This is a genomic window from uncultured Erythrobacter sp., assembly GCF_947499705.1.
Taxonomy (GTDB): Bacteria; Pseudomonadota; Alphaproteobacteria; order Sphingomonadales; family Sphingomonadaceae; genus Erythrobacter.
The window spans coordinates 1,784,537-1,808,872 of the sequence record NZ_CANMPJ010000001.1; the positions used below are offsets into that span (position 1 = coordinate 1,784,537).

General features: G+C 58.8%; 30 protein-coding genes. 13 read left to right on the forward strand and 17 right to left on the reverse strand.

Going from position 1 to position 24,336, the window contains the following annotated elements:
* Positions 1–31: 31 nt before the first annotated feature.
* The 7 genes from Q0837_RS08485 to Q0837_RS08515 all read left to right on the forward strand — a co-directional run bounded on the left by Q0837_RS08485 (position 32) and on the right by Q0837_RS08515 (position 4,426).
* A complete protein-coding gene (locus Q0837_RS08485; protein WP_298467572.1) occupies positions 32–613 on the forward strand; it encodes a NifU family protein in 582 nt (193 codons plus the stop codon).
* Positions 614–641: 28 nt separating this feature from the next.
* Positions 642–1,250, forward strand: a complete 609-nt coding sequence (locus Q0837_RS08490) for a malonic semialdehyde reductase (RefSeq protein ID WP_298467575.1) — start codon at positions 642–644, stop codon at positions 1,248–1,250.
* A gap of 51 nt (positions 1,251–1,301) precedes the next feature.
* On the forward strand, positions 1,302–1,976 hold the full coding sequence (gene tsaB / locus Q0837_RS08495; RefSeq protein ID WP_298467577.1) for a tRNA (adenosine(37)-N6)-threonylcarbamoyltransferase complex dimerization subunit type 1 TsaB: 675 nt from the start codon (positions 1,302–1,304) through the stop codon (positions 1,974–1,976).
* Positions 1,973–2,437 carry a GNAT family N-acetyltransferase gene (locus tag Q0837_RS08500; protein WP_366519693.1) on the forward strand — a complete coding sequence of 155 codons (465 nt, stop codon included), beginning with the start codon at positions 1,973–1,975 and terminating at the stop codon, positions 2,435–2,437. The genes tsaB and Q0837_RS08500 overlap by 4 nt, the downstream gene beginning before the upstream one ends.
* Positions 2,438–2,559: 122 nt before the next feature.
* Positions 2,560–3,000, forward strand: a complete 441-nt coding sequence (locus tag Q0837_RS08505) for a MucR family transcriptional regulator (RefSeq protein ID WP_298467579.1) — start codon at positions 2,560–2,562, stop codon at positions 2,998–3,000.
* 90 nt (positions 3,001–3,090) lie between these two features.
* The gene (locus tag Q0837_RS08510) at positions 3,091–3,513 is read left to right on the forward strand and encodes a Fur family transcriptional regulator (protein ID WP_298467581.1); all 423 of its coding nucleotides are present in this window, start codon (positions 3,091–3,093) and stop codon (positions 3,511–3,513) included.
* Positions 3,506–4,426, forward strand: a complete 921-nt coding sequence (locus Q0837_RS08515) for a 1-acyl-sn-glycerol-3-phosphate acyltransferase (RefSeq protein WP_298467584.1) — start codon at positions 3,506–3,508, stop codon at positions 4,424–4,426. The genes Q0837_RS08510 and Q0837_RS08515 overlap by 8 nt, the downstream gene beginning before the upstream one ends.
* On the opposite strand, the gene Q0837_RS08520 is transcribed toward Q0837_RS08515, so the two are convergent.
* From Q0837_RS08520 to Q0837_RS08545, 6 genes are all read right to left on the reverse strand, one after another.
* The gene (locus tag Q0837_RS08520) at positions 4,423–5,307 is read right to left on the reverse strand and encodes a LysR substrate-binding domain-containing protein (protein WP_298467587.1); all 885 of its coding nucleotides are present in this window, start codon (positions 5,305–5,307) and stop codon (positions 4,423–4,425) included. The genes Q0837_RS08515 and Q0837_RS08520 overlap by 4 nt on opposite strands.
* 93 nt (positions 5,308–5,400) lie before the next feature.
* On the reverse strand, positions 5,401–6,333 hold the full coding sequence (locus Q0837_RS08525; RefSeq protein ID WP_298467591.1) for a hemolysin family protein: 933 nt from the start codon (positions 6,331–6,333) through the stop codon (positions 5,401–5,403).
* Positions 6,334–6,363: 30 nt separating this feature from the next.
* Positions 6,364–6,852: an rRNA maturation RNase YbeY gene (gene ybeY, locus Q0837_RS08530; RefSeq protein WP_298467594.1), complete on the reverse strand. Its 489-nt coding sequence runs from the start codon at positions 6,850–6,852 to the stop codon at positions 6,364–6,366.
* 49 nt (positions 6,853–6,901) lie between these two features.
* Positions 6,902–8,755 carry a WG repeat-containing protein gene (locus tag Q0837_RS08535; RefSeq protein ID WP_298467597.1) on the reverse strand — a complete coding sequence of 618 codons (1,854 nt, stop codon included), beginning with the start codon at positions 8,753–8,755 and terminating at the stop codon, positions 6,902–6,904.
* 66 nt (positions 8,756–8,821) lie between these two features.
* Complete coding sequence (locus tag Q0837_RS08540; RefSeq protein ID WP_298467600.1) at positions 8,822–9,853, reverse strand: PhoH family protein; 1,032 nt, start codon at positions 9,851–9,853, stop codon at positions 8,822–8,824.
* Positions 9,854–9,975: 122 nt separating this feature from the next.
* Positions 9,976–10,554, reverse strand: a complete 579-nt coding sequence (locus tag Q0837_RS08545) for a hypothetical protein (protein ID WP_298467604.1) — start codon at positions 10,552–10,554, stop codon at positions 9,976–9,978.
* Positions 10,555–10,732: 178 nt separating this feature from the next.
* On the opposite strand from Q0837_RS08545, the gene Q0837_RS08550 reads away from it, so the two are divergent.
* Positions 10,733–11,641, forward strand: a complete 909-nt coding sequence (locus Q0837_RS08550) for a hypothetical protein (RefSeq protein WP_298467607.1) — start codon at positions 10,733–10,735, stop codon at positions 11,639–11,641.
* Positions 11,642–11,654: 13 nt separating this feature from the next.
* Here the strand turns inward: Q0837_RS08550 and Q0837_RS08555 are convergent, their stop codons facing one another.
* From Q0837_RS08555 to Q0837_RS08575, 5 genes are read right to left on the reverse strand one after another with little or no spacing between them, the layout of a single operon-like run.
* A complete protein-coding gene (locus tag Q0837_RS08555) occupies positions 11,655–12,230 on the reverse strand; it encodes a hypothetical protein (protein ID WP_298467610.1) in 576 nt (191 codons plus the stop codon).
* Positions 12,231–12,241: 11 nt separating this feature from the next.
* A complete protein-coding gene (miaB, locus tag Q0837_RS08560) occupies positions 12,242–13,594 on the reverse strand; it encodes a tRNA (N6-isopentenyl adenosine(37)-C2)-methylthiotransferase MiaB (RefSeq protein WP_298467613.1) in 1,353 nt (450 codons plus the stop codon).
* A 34-nt stretch (positions 13,595–13,628) separates the two neighbouring features.
* The gene (locus tag Q0837_RS08565; protein ID WP_298467616.1) at positions 13,629–14,090 is read right to left on the reverse strand and encodes a hypothetical protein; all 462 of its coding nucleotides are present in this window, start codon (positions 14,088–14,090) and stop codon (positions 13,629–13,631) included.
* A 39-nt stretch (positions 14,091–14,129) separates the two neighbouring features.
* Positions 14,130–14,423, reverse strand: coding sequence for a hypothetical protein (locus Q0837_RS08570; RefSeq protein ID WP_298467618.1), 294 nt, complete (start codon positions 14,421–14,423; stop codon positions 14,130–14,132).
* A 27-nt stretch (positions 14,424–14,450) separates the two neighbouring features.
* Positions 14,451–14,912 carry a peptidylprolyl isomerase gene (locus Q0837_RS08575; RefSeq protein WP_298467621.1) on the reverse strand — a complete coding sequence of 154 codons (462 nt, stop codon included), beginning with the start codon at positions 14,910–14,912 and terminating at the stop codon, positions 14,451–14,453.
* 99 nt (positions 14,913–15,011) lie between these two features.
* Here Q0837_RS08575 and mgtE point away from each other — a divergent pair, with 99 nt between their 5' ends.
* The 3 genes from mgtE to Q0837_RS08590 are packed head-to-tail and all read left to right on the forward strand — an operon-like array spanning position 15,012 to position 17,699.
* Positions 15,012–16,463, forward strand: a complete 1,452-nt coding sequence (gene mgtE, locus Q0837_RS08580; protein ID WP_298467624.1) for a magnesium transporter — start codon at positions 15,012–15,014, stop codon at positions 16,461–16,463.
* A gap of 36 nt (positions 16,464–16,499) precedes the next feature.
* Positions 16,500–17,273: a glucose 1-dehydrogenase gene (locus Q0837_RS08585; RefSeq protein WP_298467627.1), complete on the forward strand. Its 774-nt coding sequence runs from the start codon at positions 16,500–16,502 to the stop codon at positions 17,271–17,273.
* Between the two features lie 30 nt (positions 17,274–17,303).
* Positions 17,304–17,699: a DUF1489 domain-containing protein gene (locus Q0837_RS08590; RefSeq protein ID WP_298467630.1), complete on the forward strand. Its 396-nt coding sequence runs from the start codon at positions 17,304–17,306 to the stop codon at positions 17,697–17,699.
* Between the two features lie 45 nt (positions 17,700–17,744).
* On the opposite strand, the gene Q0837_RS08595 is transcribed toward Q0837_RS08590, so the two are convergent.
* Positions 17,745–18,620, reverse strand: coding sequence for a LysR substrate-binding domain-containing protein (locus tag Q0837_RS08595; RefSeq protein ID WP_298467633.1), 876 nt, complete (start codon positions 18,618–18,620; stop codon positions 17,745–17,747).
* 131 nt (positions 18,621–18,751) lie between these two features.
* On the opposite strand from Q0837_RS08595, the gene Q0837_RS08600 reads away from it, so the two are divergent.
* Entirely contained in the window at positions 18,752–19,150 is a 399-nt protein-coding gene (locus tag Q0837_RS08600; RefSeq protein WP_298467636.1) for a DUF4440 domain-containing protein, read from the forward strand.
* A gap of 18 nt (positions 19,151–19,168) precedes the next feature.
* Entirely contained in the window at positions 19,169–19,564 is a 396-nt protein-coding gene (locus Q0837_RS08605) for a DUF4440 domain-containing protein (RefSeq protein ID WP_298467639.1), read from the forward strand.
* 43 nt (positions 19,565–19,607) lie between these two features.
* Here Q0837_RS08605 and Q0837_RS08610 read toward each other — a convergent pair whose 3' ends face one another.
* From Q0837_RS08610 to Q0837_RS08630, 5 genes are read right to left on the reverse strand one after another with little or no spacing between them, the layout of a single operon-like run.
* On the reverse strand, positions 19,608–20,414 hold the full coding sequence (locus Q0837_RS08610) for an SDR family oxidoreductase (RefSeq protein ID WP_298467643.1): 807 nt from the start codon (positions 20,412–20,414) through the stop codon (positions 19,608–19,610).
* A 17-nt stretch (positions 20,415–20,431) separates the two neighbouring features.
* The gene (locus Q0837_RS08615) at positions 20,432–21,307 is read right to left on the reverse strand and encodes a DUF1295 domain-containing protein (protein WP_298467646.1); all 876 of its coding nucleotides are present in this window, start codon (positions 21,305–21,307) and stop codon (positions 20,432–20,434) included.
* 25 nt (positions 21,308–21,332) lie between these two features.
* Entirely contained in the window at positions 21,333–22,028 is a 696-nt protein-coding gene (locus Q0837_RS08620; RefSeq protein ID WP_298467648.1) for a DsbA family oxidoreductase, read from the reverse strand.
* Positions 22,025–22,939, reverse strand: coding sequence for an NAD(+) diphosphatase (gene nudC, locus Q0837_RS08625; RefSeq protein WP_298467650.1), 915 nt, complete (start codon positions 22,937–22,939; stop codon positions 22,025–22,027). Before nudC ends, Q0837_RS08620 begins: the two co-directional genes overlap by 4 nt.
* Entirely contained in the window at positions 22,939–24,255 is a 1,317-nt protein-coding gene (locus Q0837_RS08630; RefSeq protein ID WP_298467652.1) for a serine hydrolase, read from the reverse strand. The genes nudC and Q0837_RS08630 overlap by 1 nt, the downstream gene beginning before the upstream one ends.
* Between the last annotated feature and the right edge of the window lie 81 nt (positions 24,256–24,336).

A 24,336-nucleotide genomic window follows, 5' to 3' on the forward strand; every position in this document is an offset into this window, starting at 1 on the left:
CGATAGCGCCGGCGCTTCCTAAGTGTGTGTCATGTTTATCGAGACAGAAACGACACCGAACCCGTCGAGCCTCAAATTCCTTCCCGGTCGCAGTGTTATGCAATCAGGAACGCGGGAATTCACCTCGCCCGAAGCTGCAGAGGCCAGCCCGCTTGCGCAGGCGATTTTCGACACCGGCGAAGTCGTGAATGTTTTTTACGGCTGGGACTTTGTCACGGTCACGGCAGCCCCTGGCAGCGATTGGGGCGCGCTCAAGCCGCAAGTCGTCGCGATTTTGCTCGATCACTTCGTATCCGAAGCACCTTTGTTCGCTGGCGGATCGGCGGACGGGATTTCGGTCCCTGCCGAAGATGCGGCCATGGCAGTCGAAGACAAGGCCGAAGATGCCGAAACCATCGCGGCGATCAACGAATTGCTCGAAACCCGCGTGCGCCCGGCTGTCGCAGGCGATGGCGGCGACATCGCCTATCGCGGGTTTGAAGACGGGGTCGTCTATCTCTCACTCCAGGGTGCATGCGCCGGTTGTCCATCGAGCACCGCTACGCTGAAGCACGGAATCGAAAGCCTGCTGAAACATTACGTGCCCGAAGTCGTTGAAGTTCGGGCCGCATAACAAAAACAGAAGAATTCTCGGGACGTACATGACCAAACAATTCCACGACACCGTCCTTTCGGACGAAGCACTCGCACAACTCTTCAACGAAGCACGCAGCTACAATGGCTGGCTCGATCGGCCTGTCAGCGATGAACAGATCGAAGCGATCTGGGACCTCACCAAGATGGCCCCAACCTCCGCCAATATGCAGCCGGTGCGCATCGTGTGGGTCAAAAGCGAAGAAGCCAAAGCCAAGCTCGCCGAGTGCGTGATGGAAGGCAACAAAGCAAAAGTCGTGGCCGCCCCTGTCACCGCTGTTCTTGGCTATGACATCGACTTTCACGAAGAATTGCCATGGCTCTTCCCTCACACCGACGCGAAAAGCTGGTTCGAAGGCGATGAAAAAGGCCGCGAAGAAGGCGCGTTTCGCAATTCATCGCTGCAGGGCGCCTATCTGATGCTCGCTGCCCGTGCGGTTGGGCTCGATTGTGGTCCAATGTCGGGTTTCGATGCCGATGCGGTCAACGCCGCATTCTTCGCCAGTCAGCCGCGCCACCGCGTCAACTTCATCTGTTCGATCGGCTACGGCGACCCGGACAGTATCTTCGACCGCAGCCCGCGCCCTGACTTCGAACGCTTCAACACGATCGTCTAAGCATTCGATGACCTTGCGAGCGCTGCCTCTCTGAGGCAGGGCGTTCTTACTATGCGTGTTCTCGCCATCGAAACTGCCACAGAGGCATGTTCCATTGCGCTTTTCGACTCCGCCGGCGAGGGCGGCGCCGATCTGCTTGCGCATGAACACCGGACCATCGGTCGCGGCCATGCGGAACACTTGATCCCGATGATTGCCGATCTTCCGGACAAAGGCCGCGCCGAGCGCATTCTCGTGTCGCTCGGCCCGGGCAGCTTCACCGGTGTTCGAATAGGCATTGCGGCTGCGCGTGCGCTAGGCGTCGCGTGGCAGGCCGAGGTCGTGGGTTACCCAACGCTAGCCCTGGTCGCCGCCATGGCGCGGTCAGAACACCAGGACGCCGTGACGGTCTGTATGAATGGCGGGCACGGCGAATGGTTCGTTCAAGACTTCGATGCGACCGGCAATCCTGAGGGGGAAATGGCATCGCTGACACCCGAGGCCGCGCTCAAGCGGGACAGCCACCACATAGTTGCTGGAAGCAAAGCCAAAGAACTCGCAACAATAGGTAATATTAACTACTTTACTCCGCTCGACATTTTGCCAGACGCGCGCGGCACGCCTCTTTTGCCTGCTACGCTGCTCCAGAGCACCATTTCGCCGATTTACGGCCGGGCTCCGGATGCAAAGCCGCAGGCACCAAAACCCTCGAAGCACCTGAACTCAAAAGAGACTTTTCCAAGGTGACGTGCCCACGCCTCATCGACCGGATCATGCAGGTAATGGAAACCGCATTCGATCCCAATTTTGGCGAAGCGTGGAATCGCCGGCAAATCGGCGATGCCCTTTCCATGCCAAGCACTCATGCGCTGATTGTCGATGCTGACGGGCAGACTGTCGAAAAGTCTGAATGCGATCCGGCGGGTTTCGTGCTCACTCGGGCCGCACCGGGAGAAGAGGAATTGCTGCTGATTGCGGTGGTACCGCAGCACCGTGGCAAGGGGCTTGCCCAGACACTGATCGACCAACTTTTTGCCGCCGCTCGCAGCCGCGGCGCGACGCGTATCTATCTGGAAATGCGGCGAGGAAACCCCGCGATCCATCTTTACGAGAAGGTCGGATTCGAACCGATTGGCGTTCGTCCGAACTATTACCGCATGGCTAGTGGTGAGAAGATTGACGCGATTACTTTCGGTCGGACAATCTAGACCGTTCTTACTCACAACTAATCTGACAACCGCCCGCGACACGGCTTGCAATCACTGCGCTGTTGGTTCATGGGCGAGTAATCGGAAATAATCCGAGTAAACAAAAAATTTGTGAGGGACTCATGCAAGACTTGGAAATCGAGATGAAGGAAACACTTATAACGCTGACAAGCGACATTGTCGCCGCTCACGTCAGCAACAATGACGTGGCCGTCGAGGACGTGCCGGAGCTTATCACCAATGTGTTTGGCGCGCTCCAGGGCCTTGGCCAAGATGCCGAGCCTGAAGAAGCCCCGCCCGAGCCTGCAGTCTCGATCCGCGCTTCGATCAAGCCGGACTACATCGTGTGCCTCGAAGATGGCAAAAAGCTGAAAATGCTGAAGCGCTATCTCCGCACCAACTACGATATGACGCCGGAAGAATATCGTGCGCGCTGGAACCTGCCCGCCGACTATCCGATGGTTGCACCGAACTACGCTGAGAAGCGCCGCGACCTCGCCAAGAAGATCGGCCTGGGCCGCAAGCCTGGCACCGGACGCGGTCGTCGTAAAAAGGCGGCGTAAGAGCCAGCCGGTAAACACGGTTGCCGCCAACTTGAGCTACCCGCCCCGTCTGGTTAAGGACGGGGCGGAACTCTGCTGGCGGAGCATGTTTTGACTCAGAAGATCGACCTCGAACAACTTTGCGCCGAAAAAGGGCTGCGCATTACAGAGCAGCGACGCGTGATCGCGAAAGTCCTGTCGGACAGCGACGATCACCCCGACGTTGAACTGCTGCACCAACGCGCCTCGTCTATCGATCCGAAGATTTCCATCGCCACGGTCTACCGGACAGTTCGCCTGTTCGAAGAGGCCGGCATTCTCGACCGCCACGATTTTGGCGACGGACGCTCGCGCTATGAGCCCGTGCCTGAGGCGCATCACGATCATTTGATCGACGTCGAAACCGGCAAGGTCGTCGAATTTGTCGATCCCGAAGTGGAATCGCTCCAACGCCAGATCGCCGAGAAGCTCGGCTATCGTCTGGTTGATCACCGGATGGAGCTTTACGGCGTGAGGCTTTCGCGGGATGACTGATCCCGCCAGCACCGATCGACCTATCTCAAATGGCGAATCTAGGGCGTGGGAAGACCGCGTTGCCGCCGCGCGCGGTGAAATCACGCCAATTTCGACCATCGGCTGGATGCGGATCTTCTGGCGCAGCCTTGGACTGATTGGCTTGCTGCTGATCTTCGTCCCGCTGCACTACATTTACCGCATCTTCGCCTATGGCTCACCCTTCCCGATGCTGTTCCTGCGCTATGCTGGGCGTGTTTCAGGCGCGAAGGTCAAGATTCACGGCACGCACCTGAAGCGTGACGTATTCTACATCGCCAATCACGTTTCGTGGATCGACATTCTCTCCATGGCGGGCGCCTGCGGCACCGCATTCGTCGCAAAGGCGGAGCTGGAGCAATCGCCCGTGGTGGGCTGGCTTGCTTCGCTAAACCGGACGGTCTTCGTGAAACGCGAGCATCGCCTCGGCGTCGCCGATCAGATCAACCTTTTGAAAGAAGCCCTGGCGGACAATTGGTCGGTCACGGTCTTCCCCGAAGGCACAACAACCGACGGGCAATCTCTGCTGCCGTTCAAGACCAGCATGCTCAGCGTGCTCGAACCGCCCCCGCCCGGCGTGCTCGTACAGCCTGTATTGCTGGACTACGGTTCTGTCGCCGAATGGATCGGGTGGATTGGTGACGAAAGCGGGCTGAACAATGCCAGGCGCGTCCTGTCACGCAAGGGGAACTTCACCCTGCACGTTCATTTCCTCGAACCGTTCAGCCCGGAAGATTTTCGCGGACGCAAGGCCATCGGTGCCGAAGCGCGTCGCAGGATCGAAGAGGCGCTGTGCGAGGCGCTGGGAAAGCCGCTGCGTGACTTCAGTCACGATGTCGCGCCTATCCGCTACCAGGCCCCACGTGAACCGGCGATCCCGACCGAAGTCGACTAGAGCCCTGCTCTGACCAGCCAATCGTGGAACAGCCGAACCGGGCGCGATTCCAGCGCCGTCGGCTTACACACAAACCAATAGCTGTACGGGCTTTCGACCTGCTTGTTCGATAGATCGGTGAGACGGTTATCCTGCGCCCGCCGCATGTGATCATCATGCATGATCGCGATACCCAGCCCTTGCGCGGCGGCCTCCAGCATCAGCTGGCCGGAATCGTAGTGATCGATCGCCGCCGGATCGAGTTCGTCCAGGTCATGCGCCTTCTTCCAGGCGACGAAGCTTTCGGGAAGTTCGTTGTGGATCAGGAAGGTTTGCTTGGGCAGTCCTTCACCTTGCAGATCATCCCCCACAGAATTCGCAATCTCTTTACTGCAGATCGCGTGGACGAGATTGTGATCAAGCCGCACCGCGTGCAGCCCCGATGCAGGGCCGCGCGACAGAATGATCGCTGCGTCCAGCGTGTCACCTACCCGGTCTTCAAGGTGCGGTCCGGTGTCGATGTCGATATGCAGCAGCGGATGACGTTTGCGCAATTCGCCGAGCCGCGGGAACAATCGCTGGCTGCCGAACAGCGGCAACACGCCAAGGCGCAGGCGCAGCAGCGAGATATTGTCCGATTGGCTTTCGACGGCGCGGGCGAGCGATTCCAGATGCGGATTCACCGCCTCGTAGAACGCTTGCCCTTCGTCGGTAAGCTGCATCGATTGCCGTGCGCGCGTGAACAGCTTCTTGCCGACAAATTCTTCAAGGTTGGTGATCCGCCGCGAAAGCGCGGACGGGCTCAGGCCAATTTCCTCAGCAGCTGCGCGCGCAGATCCGAGGCGAACTGTACGCATGAAAGCTTCGAGTGCACGAAGCGGTGGTAAACGACGGGTCGGCATCAAACTCTCCTTGCTTATAAGGAGATACGAATGGCGCGCTGGATGGATGCAAAAAATAGAAGAAAGATGTGAATTTTTTTCTCTAGCGTGAGATTATTGCACTTCATTCTCAACAGCGGGAGCGTGAAGGCGCAGCCTGGTGACATGCTTTTCGTCGCCCGCAGTTACTTCAATCCGCCAACCGCTCGGATGTTCCACAACCGCGCCAACCGGCGGAACTTGCTCAGCCAGAACAAAGGCTAAGCCGCCAAGAGTGTCGACCGATTCTTCGACCTCTTCGAGCCTTGGATCGACCATTTCGGCGACATCTTCCAGCTCGGCTCGGGCATCACAATCCCACATCCCTTCGCCAATCGGCACAATCAGCGCCTCGGGCGTTTCGTCATGCTCGTCTTCTATCTCACCGACAATTTCCTCGACGAGGTCTTCAATCGTGATGATCCCGTCGGTCCCGGAAAATTCATCGAGCACAATCGCCAGATGCACCCGCCGCGAGCGCATATCGGCCAGCACATCGAGCGCCCCGCGCACCTGCGGAACATAAAGCGGTTGCCGCATCAAGGTCGTCCAGTCAGCCGGCGGCGGTTTTCCGTTCGCTAGAAACGGAAACACATCCTTGATGTGGATCATCCCGATCACATCATCTAGCGTGCCGCGATAGACCGGTAGGCGCGAATGGCCGTTGTCACTGAAGGTCGCGACAAGTTCTTTCCAACTGAGTGCCGCATCGACCGCAATGATCTCGCCGCGCGGCACCGCGACATCGTCGGCATCGTGCTCGCTGAAGTGCAGCAGATTGCGCAGCATCTGCCGCTCAACGGGCGAAAGATCGCCATTGCCGCCATTGTCTTCGTGTTGATCGTCGTCGTTCTCGCCCTCGTGTTCGTCGATCGCTTCTTCAAGCTGCGCACGCAGCGAGCGATCGCCGTCACCGGCACCGACTAGTTTTTTGAGAGCATGACCCAAGGTGGACCAAGGGCCGCTGCTACTCTCCGCGTCTCCGGCGGGGGATTGGGAATCGGGCATCGTCAGTTTCGGGCCCAGCCCGGTTTCTCCTTAAACCTCACGGTCCCCATATGGGTCAGCGATACCCATTTTTGCAAGAGCGCGCGTTTCCAGAGCCTCCATTGCTTCGGCTTCTGCGTCGGAATGGACGTGGTCGTAGCCAGCCAGATGGAGCAGCCCGTGGATGATGAGATGGGCAGCATGGTGTTCAAGCGAGATGCCCTTTTCCTCGGCCTCCCGAGCGCAGGTCTCATAGGCAAGCGCAATATCCCCAAACATGACCGGAGGACCTTCAGGAGCGAGTTCAAGCAAATCGTCGCGTGTGAGCATGGGAAAACTCAGGACATTGGTCGGCTTGTCGCGCTGGCGCCACTCGCGGTTGAGTGTGTGAACCTCTGCGTCGGTGGTGAAGAGGATGCTAGTTTGGAGGCGAGGATTTGCAAGTTCGGCAGCGGCATGGGTGGCAGAGGTGGAAACGCGCTCAACCAGCGCTTCCCATTGGCCGCTAGGCCAGCCTTCGATGTCGAGTTCAATTTCCACTGGCTAGCACTCTAGTTTGCACTCACTGGCGACCTTAATGGGCTGATCGTCAGCGCGGACGTCGCGAGCTTGGGATCACGACGGCGCCGGGTCTTTGGTTTGGCTTACACCGGTCAATCTCGGGCTTTACAACACACGGATAGGTCACCCACTCACCATCCTTGCGCAATTGCAGCGCGAGAGGCCGGGCCTCTGCATAGGCAAACGGAACGACGACTTCGCCGGTGTCATGGCGAACCATGCCATAAAGGCCGTCCTTCTTCGCAATCATAAGCGGCAGGTCCTCCCTCGTTTCCGGGTCCCGGACCTCTCTGAAGCGCGAAATCTGATCTAGGGTGAAATCCGCGATCACGGTTTGGCCCGTGTCGATAAGTCCCCATTTGCCGTCCTTGCGCGCCCACAGCCGTCCCTTTCGCACAAGCTGGAGGTTTTCGTAGGCAAAAGGAATGATCGTGCGCCCCGCCTCATCCAAAAGGCCAAAGCGCTGTCCTTTCTGAGACCATCCCTCAACCGGCTTGGCTGCTGGCAGATAGCCCTCACTGAACTGATGAATCTGCGAATATTCGGCAGGTATGACAAATTTGCCGGACGAATCGATCACTCCGAAACGGCCATCCATGTCACTGACCGTAATGTAGGCTTTCTCGACCGACGGCGCGTAGTGAACATTCCATCCCTCGGGGCTGATCTGTTGCCCGTCATAATCAAAATAGGCCGTTTCCTTGTCGGACGTTGCATAGATCAGGCTGTGTTTTCCATGGGGCCAAAGTGAATCGAACTTCGCCGGAATGAGCGCATTCCCGCTTTGATCGATCAGTGACTCCGCGTCGCCAGCTTTGACGATGAACTTGTTTCCAGAGAGGCGGATGACGCGCGAATAGTTCCCGCCAAATGCCGGGGTCATGTCGCGGGTGAGGAAACGATGCACACCGTCGTTCTCAACAACGATCAGATTTGCGTCTTCGATAAAGTCGAGATCTTCGTAGCGCTCGCCCAGAAACGCGCGGCTTGCAGTGTCGTAGACTTGATAGCGTTCCTCGCCGTCAAACACTGACACGCGACCTTCACCCTTGTGCACGATGCTGTTGTACTCGACCGGCAAAATGGGTTTTCCATCGAGCGAGAACAGACCGTCCAAGCCATCCTCGGTCCGCGCGATGAAACCACCATCGATGAGTTCGACCTGATCGTAGATGGGAGGGATAATGATGTCCCCGTTGGCGCGTATGATACCTTCAAGGAACACTTCTTCAGGCGTACTGAACGTGTAGAGGGTGTCGCTCTCGCGTAGTGGAGACACCGACCGGTATTTGCCAATATGTTTTCGCCAACCGCGCGGAACGCGCACGTTGCGCGTGTTGATCTGCGCCGTCGCATCAAGAAAAGCCCGGGCAGCCGCCATCGATGAAGGGGTGGATTCAAACCAGACCGGCACCCCGTCGATCTTGCGCAGCGAGTTGGCCTTGATGCGCCGGCGTTCGTCGTTTGAAACAAGGACCTGCGCACGCTTCTTTGCGTAGACAGGCAAGGTAGCGCTATCCTTCGCTGGCTTCGGCAGTCTCTTGAGACCCGGCCGGGGGGTCGCGACGATGGCCAAGGGTTCGCGATTGTCATCGTAGACGACAGTGCATTTCAAAGGCGCAAACGTGTACGGACGCGCAAACGGATCATCGCTTGCCTCGCCATACCGTTTCACAATGTTTTCAATACTGAAAAGCTGACGCACGGCTTCTTCGCATGAGGCAAAAGAAGCTCTGCTTATTGACTCGTCCAGCTGCAACTGAGCACGCAGTTGCTCTATATTGTTCGATCCATTCTGCGCTTTCTCATCCGCAGCAGCGGGAGTGCCCATAACCGGCAAAAGCACGGCAGTGACCGTCAACGCGATGACGCGCAAATTCATAACGAAATCGCCTTAAGTTCAAAGAGTTGAGGCCTTGGAAAAGACCATAAGAAGAGCAATGAACGCTTAAGATCCCTCACCCTCATAGGCCTCAACGATCCGCCCCACAATCGGGTGGCGCACCACATCGGCGGCGGTGAAGCGGATCGTGCCAAAGCCGTCCACATCCTCCAGCTTGCCGACCGCATCGGCCAGTCCGCTCATCCGGTCGCCACCGGGGATATCGACTTGACGCGGGTCACCGCAGATCACCATCCGGCTGTTCTGGCCGAATCTGGTGAGGAACATCTTCATCTGCTCACGCGTCGTATTTTGCGCTTCGTCGAGGATCACAAAAGCGTCCGCCAGTGTCCGCCCGCGCATGAAGGCGATCGGCGCGATCTCAATCTCGCCGCTTTCGATCCGGCGCTCCACCTGTTCGGGCGGCATGCAATCATACAGCGCATCGTAGAGCGGCCGCAGATAGGGATCGACCTTGTCCTTCATATCGCCGGGCAGGAAGCCGAGCTTCTCGCCCGCCTCCACCGCAGGGCGCGACAGGATCAGGCGCTGCACGCTACCGGTGATCAACTGGCTGACCGCCTGAGCGACCGCGAGATAGGTCTTGCCAGTACCCGCCGGGCCGAGCGCGAAGATGATGTCGTCGCGCGCCAGACTGCGCATGTAGGTGACCTGCGTTGCGCTGCGCGGCACAATCGTTTTGCGCCGCGTGCGGATCATGATCGGCGGGGAATCCTTCTCGCCCGAAATGATCCCCTCCAGCGTCGGCTCGTTCGACATGGCAATCAGCGCCTCAATCGCGCCCGCATCGAGATCCTGCCCCAATGCCAGGCGATCATACATGGTGTTCAGCGTCTCACGGGCCCGCGCGACATTGTCCTCAGGCCCTTCGATCACGATCTTGTCACCGCGCGCGTGGATCATCACCGAAAGACGGTTCTCGACCTGCACCAGATTGGCATCGAACTGCCCGAATAGCGGTCCCAAAAGCGACTGATCTTCGAAGCTGATCTCAACGCTGGCGCGGCGGGATTCGCGAATGGGGGTGGGATCGGGTGAGATCACCGGATCGGCTGCGCGGGTTGGTCTGCGGCCCATAAGGTCCTTTGCTGTTGGCCAATTGCCTGAGTCGGAAAGGTAAGCAGCCCTTGGCGCAAAGCAAGCTAGGGGCACCCACGCAGCGGTGGAAAGTCATGCGGCTGAAACACCGCAAAAGTACGTCAGACTGCGTCGCCTGCCACCGGATCGCCTTCGCGGCGATCGAAGACGTACTCCTGATAATCGCCGTCTTTCAACACGTAGAACAGCATCAATTGCTTGTGCGATTTGGCTTTCAATTCTTCGCGCCAATGCGACACATCGCGGCCCAGATAGATGATGCCATCGCCGGGTTTGAGATCCGCGACCACTTCGTTGCCGCCGAAGTCTTCGACCATGATCGGCCAGTTTTGACCCGCGGGGTCGGAGGCGATGGATATCGACACCGCAATCTCGCTCGCCTTGCGATCCGTGTGAGGCACAAGGTCGGCGCCTTCGTAATAGACCCGCCAATAGGCATAGGCGCGCAACAGGTCGCGCCCGACCGCTTCTTCGATCCGCGCTTGGCATTGCTTGAGGATCAGCTCGCCGAGCACTGGAGAATACTCGTCTTCGGCCTTCTTGATGTAGCGGGCGCCGCGATCCTTGATCAGGCCATTGGCCTTGGACAGGTCCATCGCAGTCGACACGAAACCGACCAATGAAGGATCAATCAGATCCTCGATAATTGCATATCCGCGGTCCCAGAAAGTCTGTGTCATTACGCCCCGTCGTTTCAGGCCATCGCCTCGCCTCTCTCCTAGCCGCCCTTGCTGCAATCGCAAGATCGCTAAGGAACCATTGGTATCTGAAGGGCATTGCATGGTCAGCGACAGTTCATGAAATCCGAGCCAGATTTCAACCGATTGTGTCCGGTCGTGCGCAGAAGGTGGGAAAGCGATGGTATCCAGTCATATTCTTGGTCTCGTCTCCGCGCTGCTTGCGGTGCAACCGGCGGCCGCCTCCGAACCGCCCGAGCAAGAGATACAGGAGCCCGCCGAACAGGCAGCGCGTGACGAAATAATCGTCACCGCTCCGCCAGCTGAAGCGGAGCGTCGCACGCAGATCCGCCGGATGGCCCGCGAAGTGGTTCGCAAGCCGCGCCAGGGCTATCCGATTGCCCGGTTCTTCCTCCCGGTTTGTCCCAAAGTTGTCGGCCTCTCGCCTGTTGACGCAGAAACGATGGAATTTCGGATCAGGGAAAACGCCCGCAAGTATGGTCCTGGGGAACGGCATGGAAAAAACTGCGAACCAAATCTGAAAGTCGTCTTTCTGGCAGAGAGCGTCGGCCCCGCTAGTACCTGGCTCGACTTCGATTCTGAATCGATCAACCACCTGCTCAGTTATCAAAAGCTGCGTGTTATCAATGAAGAAGGCCCGGTTCGGGCGTGGAATGTCACCGCACTGCGCGACTCCGACGGCCGCCCGCTCGAAGCGCTCGCCGGTCTCAACAATGTCCGAATGAACAGCCGGCTGACCCACCCCGTCACCAGCGAGATCACCGCCGCGATGATGCTGATCGAATTCGAAGCAGCGAAGAGCAAGACCTTGATGCAACTGGCCGACTACGCGTCTATGCGGGCCTTTGTGGGCACGCAGAGCGTCGACGGCAACAGCACCATTCCAATCGACACGATACTGACCTTGTTCGGCGATCCAAGCGCGCCCGGCGAGTTAACCGAATTTGATCGCGCTTTGGTCGCGAAGCTCTACACCATGCCGCGCAACGCGTCTTCCGCGCGCATTTTCGGTGCCGTTTCTTCACGGGCGATCAGTCTCGAGAATGCCGCCTCCGGAGGCAGCGAATAAAGCAAGAACTGCCTTAGACCGGGTCGCGCGTTAGCGGATCACCATCCCGACCATCATAGAAAAGTTCGGTGAATTCGCCGTCTTTCAAAACGTAGAACAGCATCAGCTGCTTTTGTGATCCGGACTCCAGCTTCTCACGCCAATGCGGGATTTCGTGCCCGCGATACACGATCCCCGAACCCGGCTGCAGCACCACCGTTTGCTCGTTGCCTTCCGCGTCTTGCAGCTTGATCGGCCAGATGTCATCGGCGGGATCGGCCTCGATTGTGATCGTGACCGCGATCTCGCTTCCGGGGCGGTCCTTGTGTTTGAGCAATTCCGCGCCCGGTTTGTAAATCCGCCAATGCGCGTAGGATTCGACCAATTCCCGCCCCAGGACTTTTTCGATGGCAGGGCGGCAATGGCGCAGCAGCAATTCTCCCACGACCGGGCCGTACTCATCCTCTCCCCCATGGACATAGCCGCTGTCACGCGTGCGCATCACGCCTTGGCCGAACGCAACATCCATCGCCTTTGATGACATCGCGATATGCGCAGGCTCGATCAGGTTTTCGACAATCTCGTAACCAAGGTCCCAGAAGCGCGACATCACATGCGGTCCTATGCCGTAGCCTGCGCCTTCGCAGGCTGGACCGGGACACCGCGGACGGAACTGCCCCTCCCCTCGACCAAATCCACCGTGACCAAATCGCCTAGCTCAAAGTCGCCTTCGAAAAAGACACTTTGCAGCCATGGCGATTTGCCAAGCCATTGGCCGGGCAGCTTACCTTTGCGTTCAATCAGAACATCGCATGTTCTGCCAACGGTCGCGGCGTTGAAGGCCAGTTGATCGCGATTGATGCGAGCCTGCAGGCGCTGCAGTCGCTCGTCCATGATTTCAGGCGCAATCTGGTTGTCCATCGTCGCCGCCGGAGTGCCAGGACGCGGTGAGTATTTGAAGCTGTAAGCCTGCGCGTAGCGAACCTCATCGACAATGCTCAGCGTGTCCTCGAACTCCGCCTCGGTCTCACCGGGAAAGCCCACGATGAAATCGCCCGACAGCGCAATGTCGGGGCGCACTCCACGGAAACGCTCGAGCAACCTCAGGTAACTCTCGGCAGTGTGCGCGCGGTTCATCGCTTTCAGAATGCGGTCATTCCCAGACTGCACCGGTAAATGAAGATACGGCATCAACTGCTCGACCTCGCCATGGGCGGCGATCAGCGCGTCGTCCATATCGTTGGGGTGGCTGGTGGTGTAGCGAATGCGCTCCAACCCATCGAGCTTCGCCAGCGCATGGATCAGACCCGCTAGGCCTACGCTGTGTCCCTTTGTGTCCTCGCCGCCCCAAGCATTCACATTCTGCCCGAGCAGCGTGATTTCGCGCGCGCCAGCTTCGATCAACTTGCGAGCTTCGTCGATCAGGTCGCTGAACGGACGCGAGATTTCCGCGCCGCGCGTGTAGGGTACGACGCAATAAGTGCAGAACTTGTCGCAGCCTTCCTGCACGGTGAGAAACGCTGTTGGAGACCGACGCTTGCGCGCTGGCAGCGCTCCGAATTTCGCAATCGCCGGCATGTCGGTATCGGTCGCACGCTCGCCCTGCACAGCCTTGTCGAGCATGTCGGGCAGGCGGTGATAGGCCTGAGGTCCGACTACCATACTCACCGCCGGCGCACGCGCCATGATCTCTTCGCCTTCGGCCTGCGCCACGCAGCCCGCGACCGCGATCATCGGTGCCTTCGTCTGGGTCTTGCCTTTGGTCAGGCGGCCGATGTCGGAGTAGATCTTCTCCGCAGCCTTCTCGCGGATATGGCACGTGTTCAGCACCACCAGATCGGCGTCCTCGCCATCAGGAGCGGGCGCGAGGCCTTGCTCGTCGAGCATCTCGCCCATCCGCTCGCCATCATAGACGTTCATCTGGCAGCCGAAGCTCTTGACCCGGTAGGTCTTGGGATGCGTTTGCGGTTTCATGATGGGGCGCATTTAGCGGGGTTGGGCGGTGGGTTCAATCACGTACGAGCGTCGCCGCCCGCCGCAGGTCCTTCTCGCGCCCAAACATCTGCAGAATTGCGATTAGTTCCTCGCGCTCGGGCACGAAGACATGCGCTTTGCCGATCTGGATCGCTCGCCGGGTCTGCGGCTGCACTGGCAACCACTCGCCATCAACTTGAAGGGTAAGGCCAGCCATGAATTCAACGTCGAACTCAGGCTCTGACCAACGCCCGAACCGCTCCGAGCGAAACATCGGTTTACCCTCTTCCGGCGTGTTGGTCAGCGGCAGCTTTTCGTAAAGCCAATCAAGATCGCGGCGTGAGGTGATCACATCGATATCGGCAATCGCACCGGGATCGCCGCCATGCAGCGCGACGGCTGCACTGCCGATCACCCACCACGGATCGTCGGCAGCTTCAAGCAGGCGAGAAACGCGGCGGAGGGTGGCGAGAACCTCGTGGTCAATCTCAGCCATTTTGCCCACCTCGCTTGGTTGTGACTGAACTACCTCGGCTCAGCTCGCTGCTGGCCGCAGCCTTGCTCTAATCAGCCGGGCAACGATCCAGCCGACCAACCATGCAAGGTACCACGGCCAGAAATACACCAGCCCAATCCCCAGCCAAAGCCAATCTTCATCCACCGGTGCGCCATCGAAGAAGGCGAGGAAGACGGCGAAGAGCAGGCCGGGTGGAATCAGGACGAGGATCGCGGCCCGGATCTTCATCCGGGCCGGTATCAGCCAGTAGAGCAGGCTCGCCGCCGCCAATCCCAGCACACTGGCCAGGAAATACGATGCGACAATCTCCACCAAATCTTCCTGCTAGGTGTAGGAGGATTAGCCCACTGTCGCTTTGACGATCTTGCCAGGCTGCGCAGGCGGTTCGCCCTTGGGCAGAGCGTGGACATGTTCCATGCCGCTCTGCACCTGGCCCCAGACGGTGTATTGCCCGTCGAGGAACTCTGCGTCTTCAAAGCAGATGAAGAACTGGCTGTTCGCGCTGTCCGGCATTTGTGAACGCGCCATCGAGCAGGTGCCTTCGGTGTGCGGTTCTGCGTTGAATTCGGCCTTCAGGTCAGGTTTTTCGCTGCCGCCCATGCCGGTGCCGGTTGGGTCGCCGCCCTGCGCCATGAAGCCGGGGATGACGCGGTGGAAAACGACGCCGTCGTAAAAGCCTTCGCTGGCCAGTTCGGTGATGCGTTCAACGTGACCCGGTGCAAGATCGGGGCGCAGTTTGATCACCACATCCTTGCCATCGCCGTCCCCAGTGTCGAGCGTGAAAGTCAGCGTGTCGGCCATGAATTGTCTCCTTGAAGTTTGGCCGTCCCTATAACGCGTTGTGCGCCCAAGTCACCCTCCCCGCTTGCTTTTCATCGCGCCCTGCCTACACCTCGCGCCATGGCCGATGAACGCCCTCTCGATGATGATCTGCTGGTGATCGACACGCCAGAAGCGGCGGATGAGGTGCGCCCGGATGACCGCATCGACGATGAGCGGCACGACGAGGAAAACCGGCTGAAGCCCGAGTTCATCAGTTCGGTCAAAAACGCGCTCGAAGAACCGGACAAGAGCGCGGTCTACGAGCTGGTCGAACCGCTCCACCCAGCCGATATTGCCGACCTGATCGAACTGCTCGACAGCGACGAGCGGACCGAATTCGCTGCCTCGATCACCGATCTGATGAGCAGCGAAGTGGTCGCAGAGCTCAACGATCACGTCCGCGAAGTGATGATGGAAGCGCTGGAGCCAGAGGCCGTCGCGACCATCGCCGAACAGCTCGAAACCGATGACGCGGTCCAACTGCTCGAAGATCTCGACGAGGTCGACCAGAAGGCGATTATCGCCGAGCTGGAGCCTGAGACGCAGGCTGCGGTCGAAAGCGCGCTGTCCTATCCGGAGGAGACAGCCGGGCGATTGATGAACCGCCACTTCATGGCGGTGCCCGAGCATCTGACTGTCGGCGACCTGATCGACTACCTCCGGCAGGCGGGCGATCTGGAACATGATTTCTTTGAAGTCTTCGTTATCGACACATCGCATCATCCGGTCGGTACCTGTGCGCTCAACTGGATCCTGACGACACCGCGCAATATCAAGCTAACCGACGTAATGAAGCGCGATCAAACGCTGATCCCGGCCTCGATGGATCAGGAAGAAGTCGCGCTGATGTTCCAGAAATACGCTTTGATCTCGGCCGCTGTGGTCGACGATGAAGGCCGGTTAGTTGGTCAGGTCACGGTCGATGACATTGTGCACATCATCTCCGAAGAAGCGGGCGAAGATGCGCTGCTGCTCTCGGGTGCGGGCGATGGCGACATCAACGAGCCAATCCGCGAAGCCTATTCCAGCCGCGTGCGTTGGCTGATCGCGAATTTGGGCACTGCGGTGGTCGCGTCTGCGATCATCGCGTTTTTCGGCGCAGCGATTGAGAAGCTTGTGGCACTGGCGGTGCTGATGCCGATCGTGGCGAGTATTGGCGGCAATGCGGGCACGCAAACCATGGCAGTGGCGGTGCGCGCGATTGCGACCAATCAGCTCACGCGTTCGAACACCTGGCGGATAGTTTGGCGCGAATTGCGCGTCGCGATCCTGAATGGGGCAACGGTCGCGGTGCTGATCGGCATTGCCGCGTGGTTCCTGTTCAGCCCGATGATGGGCGTGGTCATCGCGGCGGCAATGGTGATCAATATTGTCGTCTCAGGCCTCGCGGGCGTGCTGGTGCCTGTCATGTTCGAGCGCCTGAACCAGGACCCAGCGGTGGCTTCGTCGGTGTTTGTGACGATGATTACCGACTCGATGGGCTTTTTCGCCTTCCTAGGTTTGGCAGTGGCGAGCGGGTTGACCGGCTGATAGCCCTTCCCTCGAAAGCGAACGAGGGAGAGACAAATGACCGACAAACCGGGACGCGTTTCAGGCAAAGTGGTGCTGCTGACCGGCGGCGCTATGGGATTGGGCAAAGCGGCAGCGAAAGCGCTGTTGGCCGAGGGCGCGACTGTCATCATCACCGATATTGACGAGGACGCCGGCACGGCGGCGGCTGACGAGCTTGGCGAGAACTGCACATTCATCGCGCAGGATGTGACCGATTGGGATCGCTGGCAGGAAATCATCGCCGGGATCGAGAAAACCGTCGGTCGGCTCGATGTGCTAGTCAACAATGCTGCGGTGACCGTGTTCGGATCGATTGCCGATATCAGCCCTGAGGATTTCCGCCGCTGCTACACGGTCGATGTCGACTCGATCTTCATGGGCTGCAAGGCCGCGATCCCGCTGATGGCGGCAAGTGGTGGCGGATCGATTATTAACTTCTCTTCCGCCGCTGCGAATAAGCCCAACGCCGATCTCGCCGCGTACAACAGTGCTAAGGCAGCGGTGCCGATGCTAACCAAATCGATCGCACTCTATTGCGCGCGTGAGCAGAACAATGTGCGCGTCAATTCCGTCCAGCCAGGCACGATCCTCACCCCCAACGTCGAAAGTGTCATCGCGGGCACACCCGACCCCGATGCGACCCGCGAGGCCTTCTCCATCGCCCAGCCAATCGGCCGCATGGGTGAGCCGGAGGATATCGCGCATCTGATCGTCTATCTCGCCAGTGATGAGAGCAAGTTTGCGACTGGCGCGCCGTTCATTGTGGATGGCGGACTCAGCATCGCTTGATTGCGGCACAGGAAACGCCAGATTGAAGCCATGCCCCTTCACATGACCAAGATCGCGTTCGGCGCGAAAAGCTATGATGACCTTGCCGGGTGGTACGAGAACAGCCCCAATCCCAAACGGCTGACCACCAAATATCGCCCGAAACGTCACGAGGAGATGGTCGGCGGTTCGCTCTATTGGATATTGAACCACGCGCTGGTCGCGCGCTCCGAAATACTGAGCTTCACCGAGACGGATGAAGGCCGCTGGCACATCAATCTCAAACCCGAGCTGGTGCGCGTGCACCAACAACGCAAACGCGCGCACCAAGGCTGGCGCTACCTCAAGGACGAAAACGCCCCGCGCGATGTGGCCGAAGGCGAAGACATTGGCGATGCGCTGCCGGGCAAGTTGGCGGCAAAGCTGGAGCGGCTTGGGTTGGTTTAGGGCCGAAAATGACTGCTCTCGTGAAGAGGGTCCACGTCAAACTCTTCACATCCCTTTAGATGCCTTCGCCAAATCGATGAACTCTCTGAGCCGCGCAGGCATCAAACGCTTGCTGCGATAATTGATGGAATAGCGCGGTAGGGAGGGCGTTTCTCTCTTGAACAAGTGGATCAGCCTGGCATCCGCGATCAAGTCCTTGGCAGACTCCGCATAGACATATGCCAGACCCAATCCGGCCTGAGCAAAACCAAGCATCGACTGCAGATCATTCGCGACTATGCGCGGTTTCGGCATGATCGTGACGACGCCCTGTTTGCTGGTGAAGTTCCAGGGTGCGAGTTGCCCTGTCTGGTCAAATGCAAAGCAAATGCCATCATGCGACAACACTTCTTCTGGCAAGCTGGGTTTGCCGCTCTGCCTAAGATACTCTGGCGAAGCGACGACTGCCATATCTAGATGAGGGCCAATCGGGATAGCATGGCTATCTTGCTCCAACATCGTCGCCGACCGAATGGCTGCATCAACGCCCGATGCGACCAGATCGACCTTGCTGTCATCATAGATCAGTTCAATTTTCACATCCGGAAACTTGAGCGCATAGTCCTCAATCAATTTGTCGAGGAAAAATCGACCTGCCGTGCGCGGAGCACTTAGACGCAAGTTTCCAGACACAGCGTCCTTTGAATCCTTCAATTCGCGAACCGCGCTTTCGAGGTCTGCAATCGCTGGCAGACTTTGCTCGTACAGCCGTTGTCCAGCAGCTGTGAGGGCAACAGACCGCGTCGATCGTTCGAATAGCCGCACCCCAAGCCGATATTCAAAACGCTGGACTGCCTCGCTGACCGAACCCGCCCCTAGGTTTAGGGCACTGGCTGCCGCCCGGAATCCTCGCGCACGCGCCACCTCGACAAAAACGCTCATGTCGCTGAGTTGGTGTCTTTCCATTGATCAATAATCCGAACACTGTGTTTCAATGATAGATGGTTATCCGATCAACCTATCATCGCTAGATCCGGTGACAAGAGGGGTGTTCAAACCAAAGGAGCGACAAAATGACCGAACGTGAAGAAATCGAAGCTGTCATTAACAGCTGGAACAACGGGCTAGACAATGGCGACATCGAAGCGATGGTCGCGACCTGTGATCCACATGCAATGACAGTGAATGAGCGCCAGCCCGTCACAATCGGGACTCAGGGTATTCGCGACAAATACGTGCCTCGCATTGCCGCGGCCGAGATCACTTCCCGCTACGATATCGAAGAATTACAGTTCTTTGGTGAAGTCGCTGTCGTGTCAGGGCGCTTTCATGGAACGATGAAAATGCGAGATAGCGGCGAGATCCGCAATCCAGAAGGCCGGCTCGTCTTGGTCTACAAGCGTGACGAAAATGGCGCGTGGAAGATGATCCTCGACATTGACAACAATGGCCCAGTTCTCGCGGTCAATTGACGGATGGACCTCTTAAGCATGACAGAACCACACAAACACATTGCGAACCAACCCCGCGAAATCGCTGATTGCGTCAGCGCTTATCTGCAAGAAGGTGATCTTGATGGGATCACGTCGTTGTTCCATCCCGATTGTCAGATATTTTTCCCTCCGGATCAGCCGCCGAGTGTGGGGATCGCCGGTGCTCGCGAAGCCTTTCAGGCGTTTGCCGACATTAGACCAGCGATCAAAAGTGAGGTGTTCAGCGAGGTCATAATTGGCGATATCGCGCTGCTCCGGGCGAACTGGAGTGTTGTTGCACCTGACGGCACAGTAATCGCTGAAGGGCAATCGACCGAGGTGGCCAAAAAGCTGGAAAACGGCGGCTGGGTTTATCTCATCGATTGCCCGAACGGACCGCCCGCGCTGGCGTGAATAGCCAGTTTGACCGATATCGGCTCCATAACGATTGAAGTTTCTACTTCGGCTTCGAAGCCCTCAGCTGCTCCATCACCAGCTGCACATCGTGGATAGCGTCATCCTCGGCGGGTAGCGCGTATTTAACGTAGCTTTCCGCCAATTCATCCATCCGCTCGGCTATACGAACCTCGTTGTAGCCGTGGCTCACGACGAAGCGGCGGCGCGCGAGTATCTGCGGCAGGATGATGTCGACATAGCGGTCGACCTCCATGCCGAACTTCATGAACTGCTCAGGGCCTAAAGGGGTGAACACCCAGCCGGGAATGATGAGGCCAGCATGGACGTGAGGCGGCAAGTCGCCGCGCAGGCTTTCGGTCATGCCCAACACCGCATGCTTGGCGGCGATATAAGCGGCGGTTTGCTGCACTGCGCAGAAGAAGCTGTTTTCGCTGCCTGTGTTGTAGATTGCGCTTGGCGTGTCTTGAGCGATCAAGCGCGGTGCGAAGGCTCGGCAACCGTTCCAGATACCCCAGAAATTGACGTCGAAATGCGCGCGCGCTTTGTCAGGATCGACTTCCCACAGTGGCCCACGCACGCCGCCCTGCCCGGCATTGTTGAAGACCAGATCGACGGTACCGAACTCGATGAAGGCCGCATCGGCAAGCGCTTCTACTTGCTCAAGGTCGGACACATCGCAGGCCCGGGCGGCCACGCCTGCGATCCTGCCAGCCGCATCCAGTGTGTCCCCTGGAAGATCGGCAATCATGACCTGCAAACCTTGCGCCGCAAGTCGCTTGGCTAGAGTCAGTCCGATCCCGCTCGCGCCGCCGGTAATCACTGCACTGCGCGGGACGAATTCGGTCATTGCCTAGCTCTCTACTTTTACGCGCTCGGCGGCATCGGAATGAGCGCGGGCGTGTTCTTGCGGTACTTCTGATACTCCGGATCATCGCCCCAGCGTTCTTTCGCCTGCTTGTTCTGCAGGTTCACACCGCTCACCTTGGTCAGCAGCAACGTCACGAAGATCGGTGAGATGACCACCAGCCAAGACCAGCCCGACAGCACCGGAATGGCCATGATCAGAATGCCGGTCCATAAAGTGATCTCGCCGAAATAATTCGGGTGACGCGACCACTTCCACAGACCGGCATCGATGAATTTGCCCTTGTTCGCGGGGTCTTTCTTGAAGGCGCTTTTCTGCGCATCCGCGATTGCCTCAAAGGTTATGCCAATCACCCAAACCGCAGCACCTAACCAGAAAAACAGATCGATCGGTGCGCGCTCGCTGCTAGTGATGGCGACAAGAGCGGCTGAAGCCGTCAACGTCACCCACAGCCCCTGAAGCGTCCATGCGACAAGGAAGCGCGCCGGATTGACCTTGATCTTCTCAAACCGGGAATCGGTCCCGCCCATCGCGTGAATGCGGATGAACAGGAACGAGCCGAGCCGGATGCACCAGATCGCCACCATGGCGGCGATCACAATGCTGCGGGTGTCGAGCGAACCGAACGCATTGTAGGCAGCCCAGCAGGCGAACGCTGTAACCGTCAGATAGGTGATCGCGCCGGTCGTATCGTAGAATTTGTCGGACTTTGCGGCAGCGGAAGGCAGAAAGACGAGCCAGTTCACCACCATCGCGATGACGACACATACAAAGAACGCCGAGTAACTCCCGACCTTCACGCTATCCCAGCCAGCGAAAATGCCGAAAGTGAATGCGATTGCGGTGACGACGAGGAATACGATGATGCTTTTCATGATGCTTTGAATACGTCCCCTACGCTCAAGCGGATGCAGCCTCCCGGCTTTTCATAACAACCCGGCGCAGCGCATTAACATATGTCTCTGGCGGCTGCGCGCCGGGGATCATGAACTTGCCATTCACGATCATGGCGGGCACACCGCTGATATTGAGATCCCATGCCTGCCGCTCTTCGGCGACAACGCGGGCTTCGAGGTCTTCGTCTTCCAGCGCCGCTTTGGCTGCTTCGCGGTGCAGGCCCACGCCCGCCGCAATATCGAGCAGCACTTCGCGTTCGCCGATCCGGCGGCGCTCATTGAAATGTGCCTTGAACAGCGCGAGCTTCAGCTCAGTCTGCACCTGAGACCCGGCCTGCTCCAGTGCCCAGCCGAGCAGCTTGTGCGCATCGCGGGTGTTCCACATCATCGCTGGCGGCGCTTCACCTTCTCCCTCGTAGGTCAAAGAAACACCTGCACTGTCGGCAATCGCTTTCATCTGGCCGCGCACTGCTGCGCCTTCTTCGGCGGAGCGACCATATTTGCGTTGCAGGTGCGCTTCCTGTCCTTCGCCTTCGGCAGGCATGTCCGGATTGAGTTCGAACGGACGCCAGCGCACTTCGGCTTCGATCTCGCCTTCCAATTCGCCAAGCGCCTTGGTTAGCTGGCCATATCCAATCGCGCACCACGGGCACATTACGTCGGAGTAGATGTCGATCGTGAGCTTTTCGGGCGCGCTCATTTGTCTTTCTCCAGCCACCATTTCAGCAGACTATGGGCGATAGCGGCAGGGGGCGGAGCGTTAAACGGACCTTCCTCGCTGCCAATCGTGTCCATTGCGTGCTGTACGTCTTCGCGCGTGAACCAGCGCGCTTCTTCCAGTTCTTCGACGTCGAGCGTGATCTCGGTTTCGTCGGTCTGGGAATAGCAGCCGATCATCAACTGGCTCGGAAACGGCCAAGGCTGCGTTGCGATATACTCTACGTAGCGGACGCGCAGGCCGGCTTCTTCCCAAACCTCACGCGCGACCGCTTCCTCGATAGTCTCGCCGGGTTCGACAAAACCTGCGAGTGCGGAGAAACTGCGCGGCGGGAAACGCGGTTGACGACCGAGCAGCAACCGCCCCTCGTTCTCGACCAGCATGATCGTGACCGGATCGGTGCGCGGGAAATGCTGCGCACCACAATTCTCACAATTCCGCTGCCAGCCGCCCTTGGCGAGCTTGGTCGGCGAACCGCATTTGGCGCAGAATTTATGGCGGGCGTGCCAATCGACGAGGCTGCGTGCGCCGCCATAGATCGCGAGATCGGGAGGCGAAAGCTGCTGGATCGCCTGCCACGCGCGCGGCATTGCGTAGGCTGGTCCGGTCGCTCCCTCGCCCGGCACCGCCACAAAACAAGCCTTCTCATCGAGCAGTCCGAGGAACACCAGCTCCGCCTCTGGATCGATGTCGGCGAGCGTGCCCCAGAGCAAACCGCCCGCATCGTCCATCTGTGGCAGCAAGCCGTCGAGCAGCAGAACCTTGGCCCGCCAGTTCATGTAACCCGCCAGCTTATCCGGATCGACCCGGATCAAATCGGCGCGGTCGATTGGCGAACCTGCAAAGGCAATCGGGCCGGTTCGTGGCAGCTCGGGATGCGCGGGGTGGCTCATCAAGCGGCTTGCTTGGCGCGCATTGATGCGAGGTCAGTCTCCAGCGCCGCGAGGAATTCATCGCGTACGGGATAGGCCTCAGTCGGCATATATTGCGTCCACAATGCAGAGCGCAGGCCCAGATTGAAATCGACCGCGCCCAGTGTTCCAGCCGCTCCGCCCCAACCGAACGTACCGTTGAGCGAACGACCGCCAGCGCCGTGGCCCTGACCTTCCATCCACGAACCGGTCATATCGACCGTATCGGGGATCAGATTGGATGTGCCGACACGCACCGCTTCTTCGCTCATCACGCGGGTGCCATCGAGCATCCCATAACCAAGCAGCATGCGCAGGAAGCGGTCGTAATCCTTGGGACTGGATACCAACCCGCCGCCACCGGAAGGCACGCCCGGCGCATCGAGAAAGATCGAATTGGAACCGGGATCGATGGGGAATGCGGTTCCGGCGACAATGCCATAATTGTCGGTCAGCCGGGCCATCTCACTGTCCGGCACGGTCATCCAGGTGCTGGTCATGCCGAGCGGTTCAAACATGCGCTTTTGCAGGAACGCCTCGAACTCCATGTCGGATGCGACTTCGATAATCCGGCCGAGCAGATCGATACTGGCTGAATAGATCCACTTGGTCCCCGGCTGCACCGTAAGCGGCACCTCTGCGAGCCGGTCAGCCCAAACCTCAAGACCCGGTGCCGGTGTCACAGGCGGAATGCCCGGAATGGGCATGCGGCTCACGCGTCCGCCAACCAGACCCTTCTCACGATAGGCTTCGAGCTGCGGCCCTTTGCTGGTGATCAGATAGCCGAGCCCGGCAGTGTGCGTCAGCAAATGGCGGATTGTGATTTCACGGACCGGAGCGACAGTGTCATCCAGCGATCCCTCCGGATCGACCAGAACCTGCGTGTCCTTGAATTTGGGCAGCACGTCGGAAAGAGGCTGGTCGAGCGTCAGCAAACCATCGTCGATCAGCATCATGATCGCCATGCCGGTAATCGGCTTGGTCATCGAATAGATGCGATAGAGCGAGTTCTCGTCAACCGTAGTGCTGCCTGCCAGAGACAGGTTGCCCCCGCCGACTGTGTGCGCGTGATCTTCCTGATTCCAGCCGAAGGTGAGGAACATGTTGGCGACCTTGCGCTCGCTTACATATTTCTGCGCCATCGCCGCGACATTGGGCCAGCTCTCGCTGACATCGTGCGCGAGCAGTTGCCGACCGAATGGCAGCGTCGCCAGCGCGGCACCAGCGGCCAGATAACCACCCCCGCGAAACAGCGAGCGACGCGACAGGTCGGGTTGTTCAAGGGTGTGAATGGCCATCAGGGCAGTCTCCGGAGATTTGTTTTGACAGGTCTGTGGGGGAGTTGAGCTAGAGCGTCAATCGCATGGCGGGCTGAACCG

Excerpts from the sequence above, each read along its gene's own strand:
- Q0837_RS08565 (WP_298467616.1), bottom strand. The coding sequence starts at position 14,090 with ATGGCTGAGATTGACCACGAGGTTCTCGCCACCCTCCGCCGCGTTTCT.
- Q0837_RS08520 (WP_298467587.1), bottom strand. The coding sequence starts at position 5,307 with ATGCCGACCCGTCGTTTACCACCGCTTCGTGCACTCGAAGCTTTCATG.
- Q0837_RS08485 (WP_298467572.1), top strand. The coding sequence starts at position 32 with ATGTTTATCGAGACAGAAACGACACCGAACCCGTCGAGCCTCAAATTC.
- Q0837_RS08490 (WP_298467575.1), top strand. The coding sequence starts at position 642 with ATGACCAAACAATTCCACGACACCGTCCTTTCGGACGAAGCACTCGCA.
- Q0837_RS08600 (WP_298467636.1), top strand. The coding sequence starts at position 18,752 with ATGACCGAACGTGAAGAAATCGAAGCTGTCATTAACAGCTGGAACAAC.
- Q0837_RS08585 (WP_298467627.1), top strand. The coding sequence starts at position 16,500 with ATGACCGACAAACCGGGACGCGTTTCAGGCAAAGTGGTGCTGCTGACC.
- Q0837_RS08590 (WP_298467630.1), top strand. The coding sequence starts at position 17,304 with ATGCCCCTTCACATGACCAAGATCGCGTTCGGCGCGAAAAGCTATGAT.
- mgtE (WP_298467624.1), top strand. The coding sequence starts at position 15,012 with ATGGCCGATGAACGCCCTCTCGATGATGATCTGCTGGTGATCGACACG.
- Q0837_RS08525 (WP_298467591.1), bottom strand. The coding sequence starts at position 6,333 with ATGCCCGATTCCCAATCCCCCGCCGGAGACGCGGAGAGTAGCAGCGGC.
- Q0837_RS08620 (WP_298467648.1), bottom strand. The coding sequence starts at position 22,028 with ATGAGCGCGCCCGAAAAGCTCACGATCGACATCTACTCCGACGTAATG.
- tsaB (WP_298467577.1), top strand. The coding sequence starts at position 1,302 with ATGCGTGTTCTCGCCATCGAAACTGCCACAGAGGCATGTTCCATTGCG.
- Q0837_RS08595 (WP_298467633.1), bottom strand. The coding sequence starts at position 18,620 with ATGAGCGTTTTTGTCGAGGTGGCGCGTGCGCGAGGATTCCGGGCGGCA.
- Q0837_RS08550 (WP_298467607.1), top strand. The coding sequence starts at position 10,733 with ATGGTATCCAGTCATATTCTTGGTCTCGTCTCCGCGCTGCTTGCGGTG.
- Q0837_RS08545 (WP_298467604.1), bottom strand. The coding sequence starts at position 10,554 with ATGACACAGACTTTCTGGGACCGCGGATATGCAATTATCGAGGATCTG.
- Q0837_RS08535 (WP_298467597.1), bottom strand. The coding sequence starts at position 8,755 with ATGAATTTGCGCGTCATCGCGTTGACGGTCACTGCCGTGCTTTTGCCG.
- Q0837_RS08505 (WP_298467579.1), top strand. The coding sequence starts at position 2,560 with ATGCAAGACTTGGAAATCGAGATGAAGGAAACACTTATAACGCTGACA.
- Q0837_RS08575 (WP_298467621.1), bottom strand. The coding sequence starts at position 14,912 with ATGGCCGACACGCTGACTTTCACGCTCGACACTGGGGACGGCGATGGC.
- Q0837_RS08515 (WP_298467584.1), top strand. The coding sequence starts at position 3,506 with ATGACTGATCCCGCCAGCACCGATCGACCTATCTCAAATGGCGAATCT.
- Q0837_RS08630 (WP_298467652.1), bottom strand. The coding sequence starts at position 24,255 with ATGGCCATTCACACCCTTGAACAACCCGACCTGTCGCGTCGCTCGCTG.
- Q0837_RS08610 (WP_298467643.1), bottom strand. The coding sequence starts at position 20,414 with ATGACCGAATTCGTCCCGCGCAGTGCAGTGATTACCGGCGGCGCGAGC.
- Q0837_RS08615 (WP_298467646.1), bottom strand. The coding sequence starts at position 21,307 with ATGAAAAGCATCATCGTATTCCTCGTCGTCACCGCAATCGCATTCACT.
- nudC (WP_298467650.1), bottom strand. The coding sequence starts at position 22,939 with ATGAGCCACCCCGCGCATCCCGAGCTGCCACGAACCGGCCCGATTGCC.
- Q0837_RS08605 (WP_298467639.1), top strand. The coding sequence starts at position 19,169 with ATGACAGAACCACACAAACACATTGCGAACCAACCCCGCGAAATCGCT.
- miaB (WP_298467613.1), bottom strand. The coding sequence starts at position 13,594 with ATGAAACCGCAAACGCATCCCAAGACCTACCGGGTCAAGAGCTTCGGC.
- Q0837_RS08555 (WP_298467610.1), bottom strand. The coding sequence starts at position 12,230 with ATGTCGCGCTTCTGGGACCTTGGTTACGAGATTGTCGAAAACCTGATC.
- Q0837_RS08540 (WP_298467600.1), bottom strand. The coding sequence starts at position 9,853 with ATGGGCCGCAGACCAACCCGCGCAGCCGATCCGGTGATCTCACCCGAT.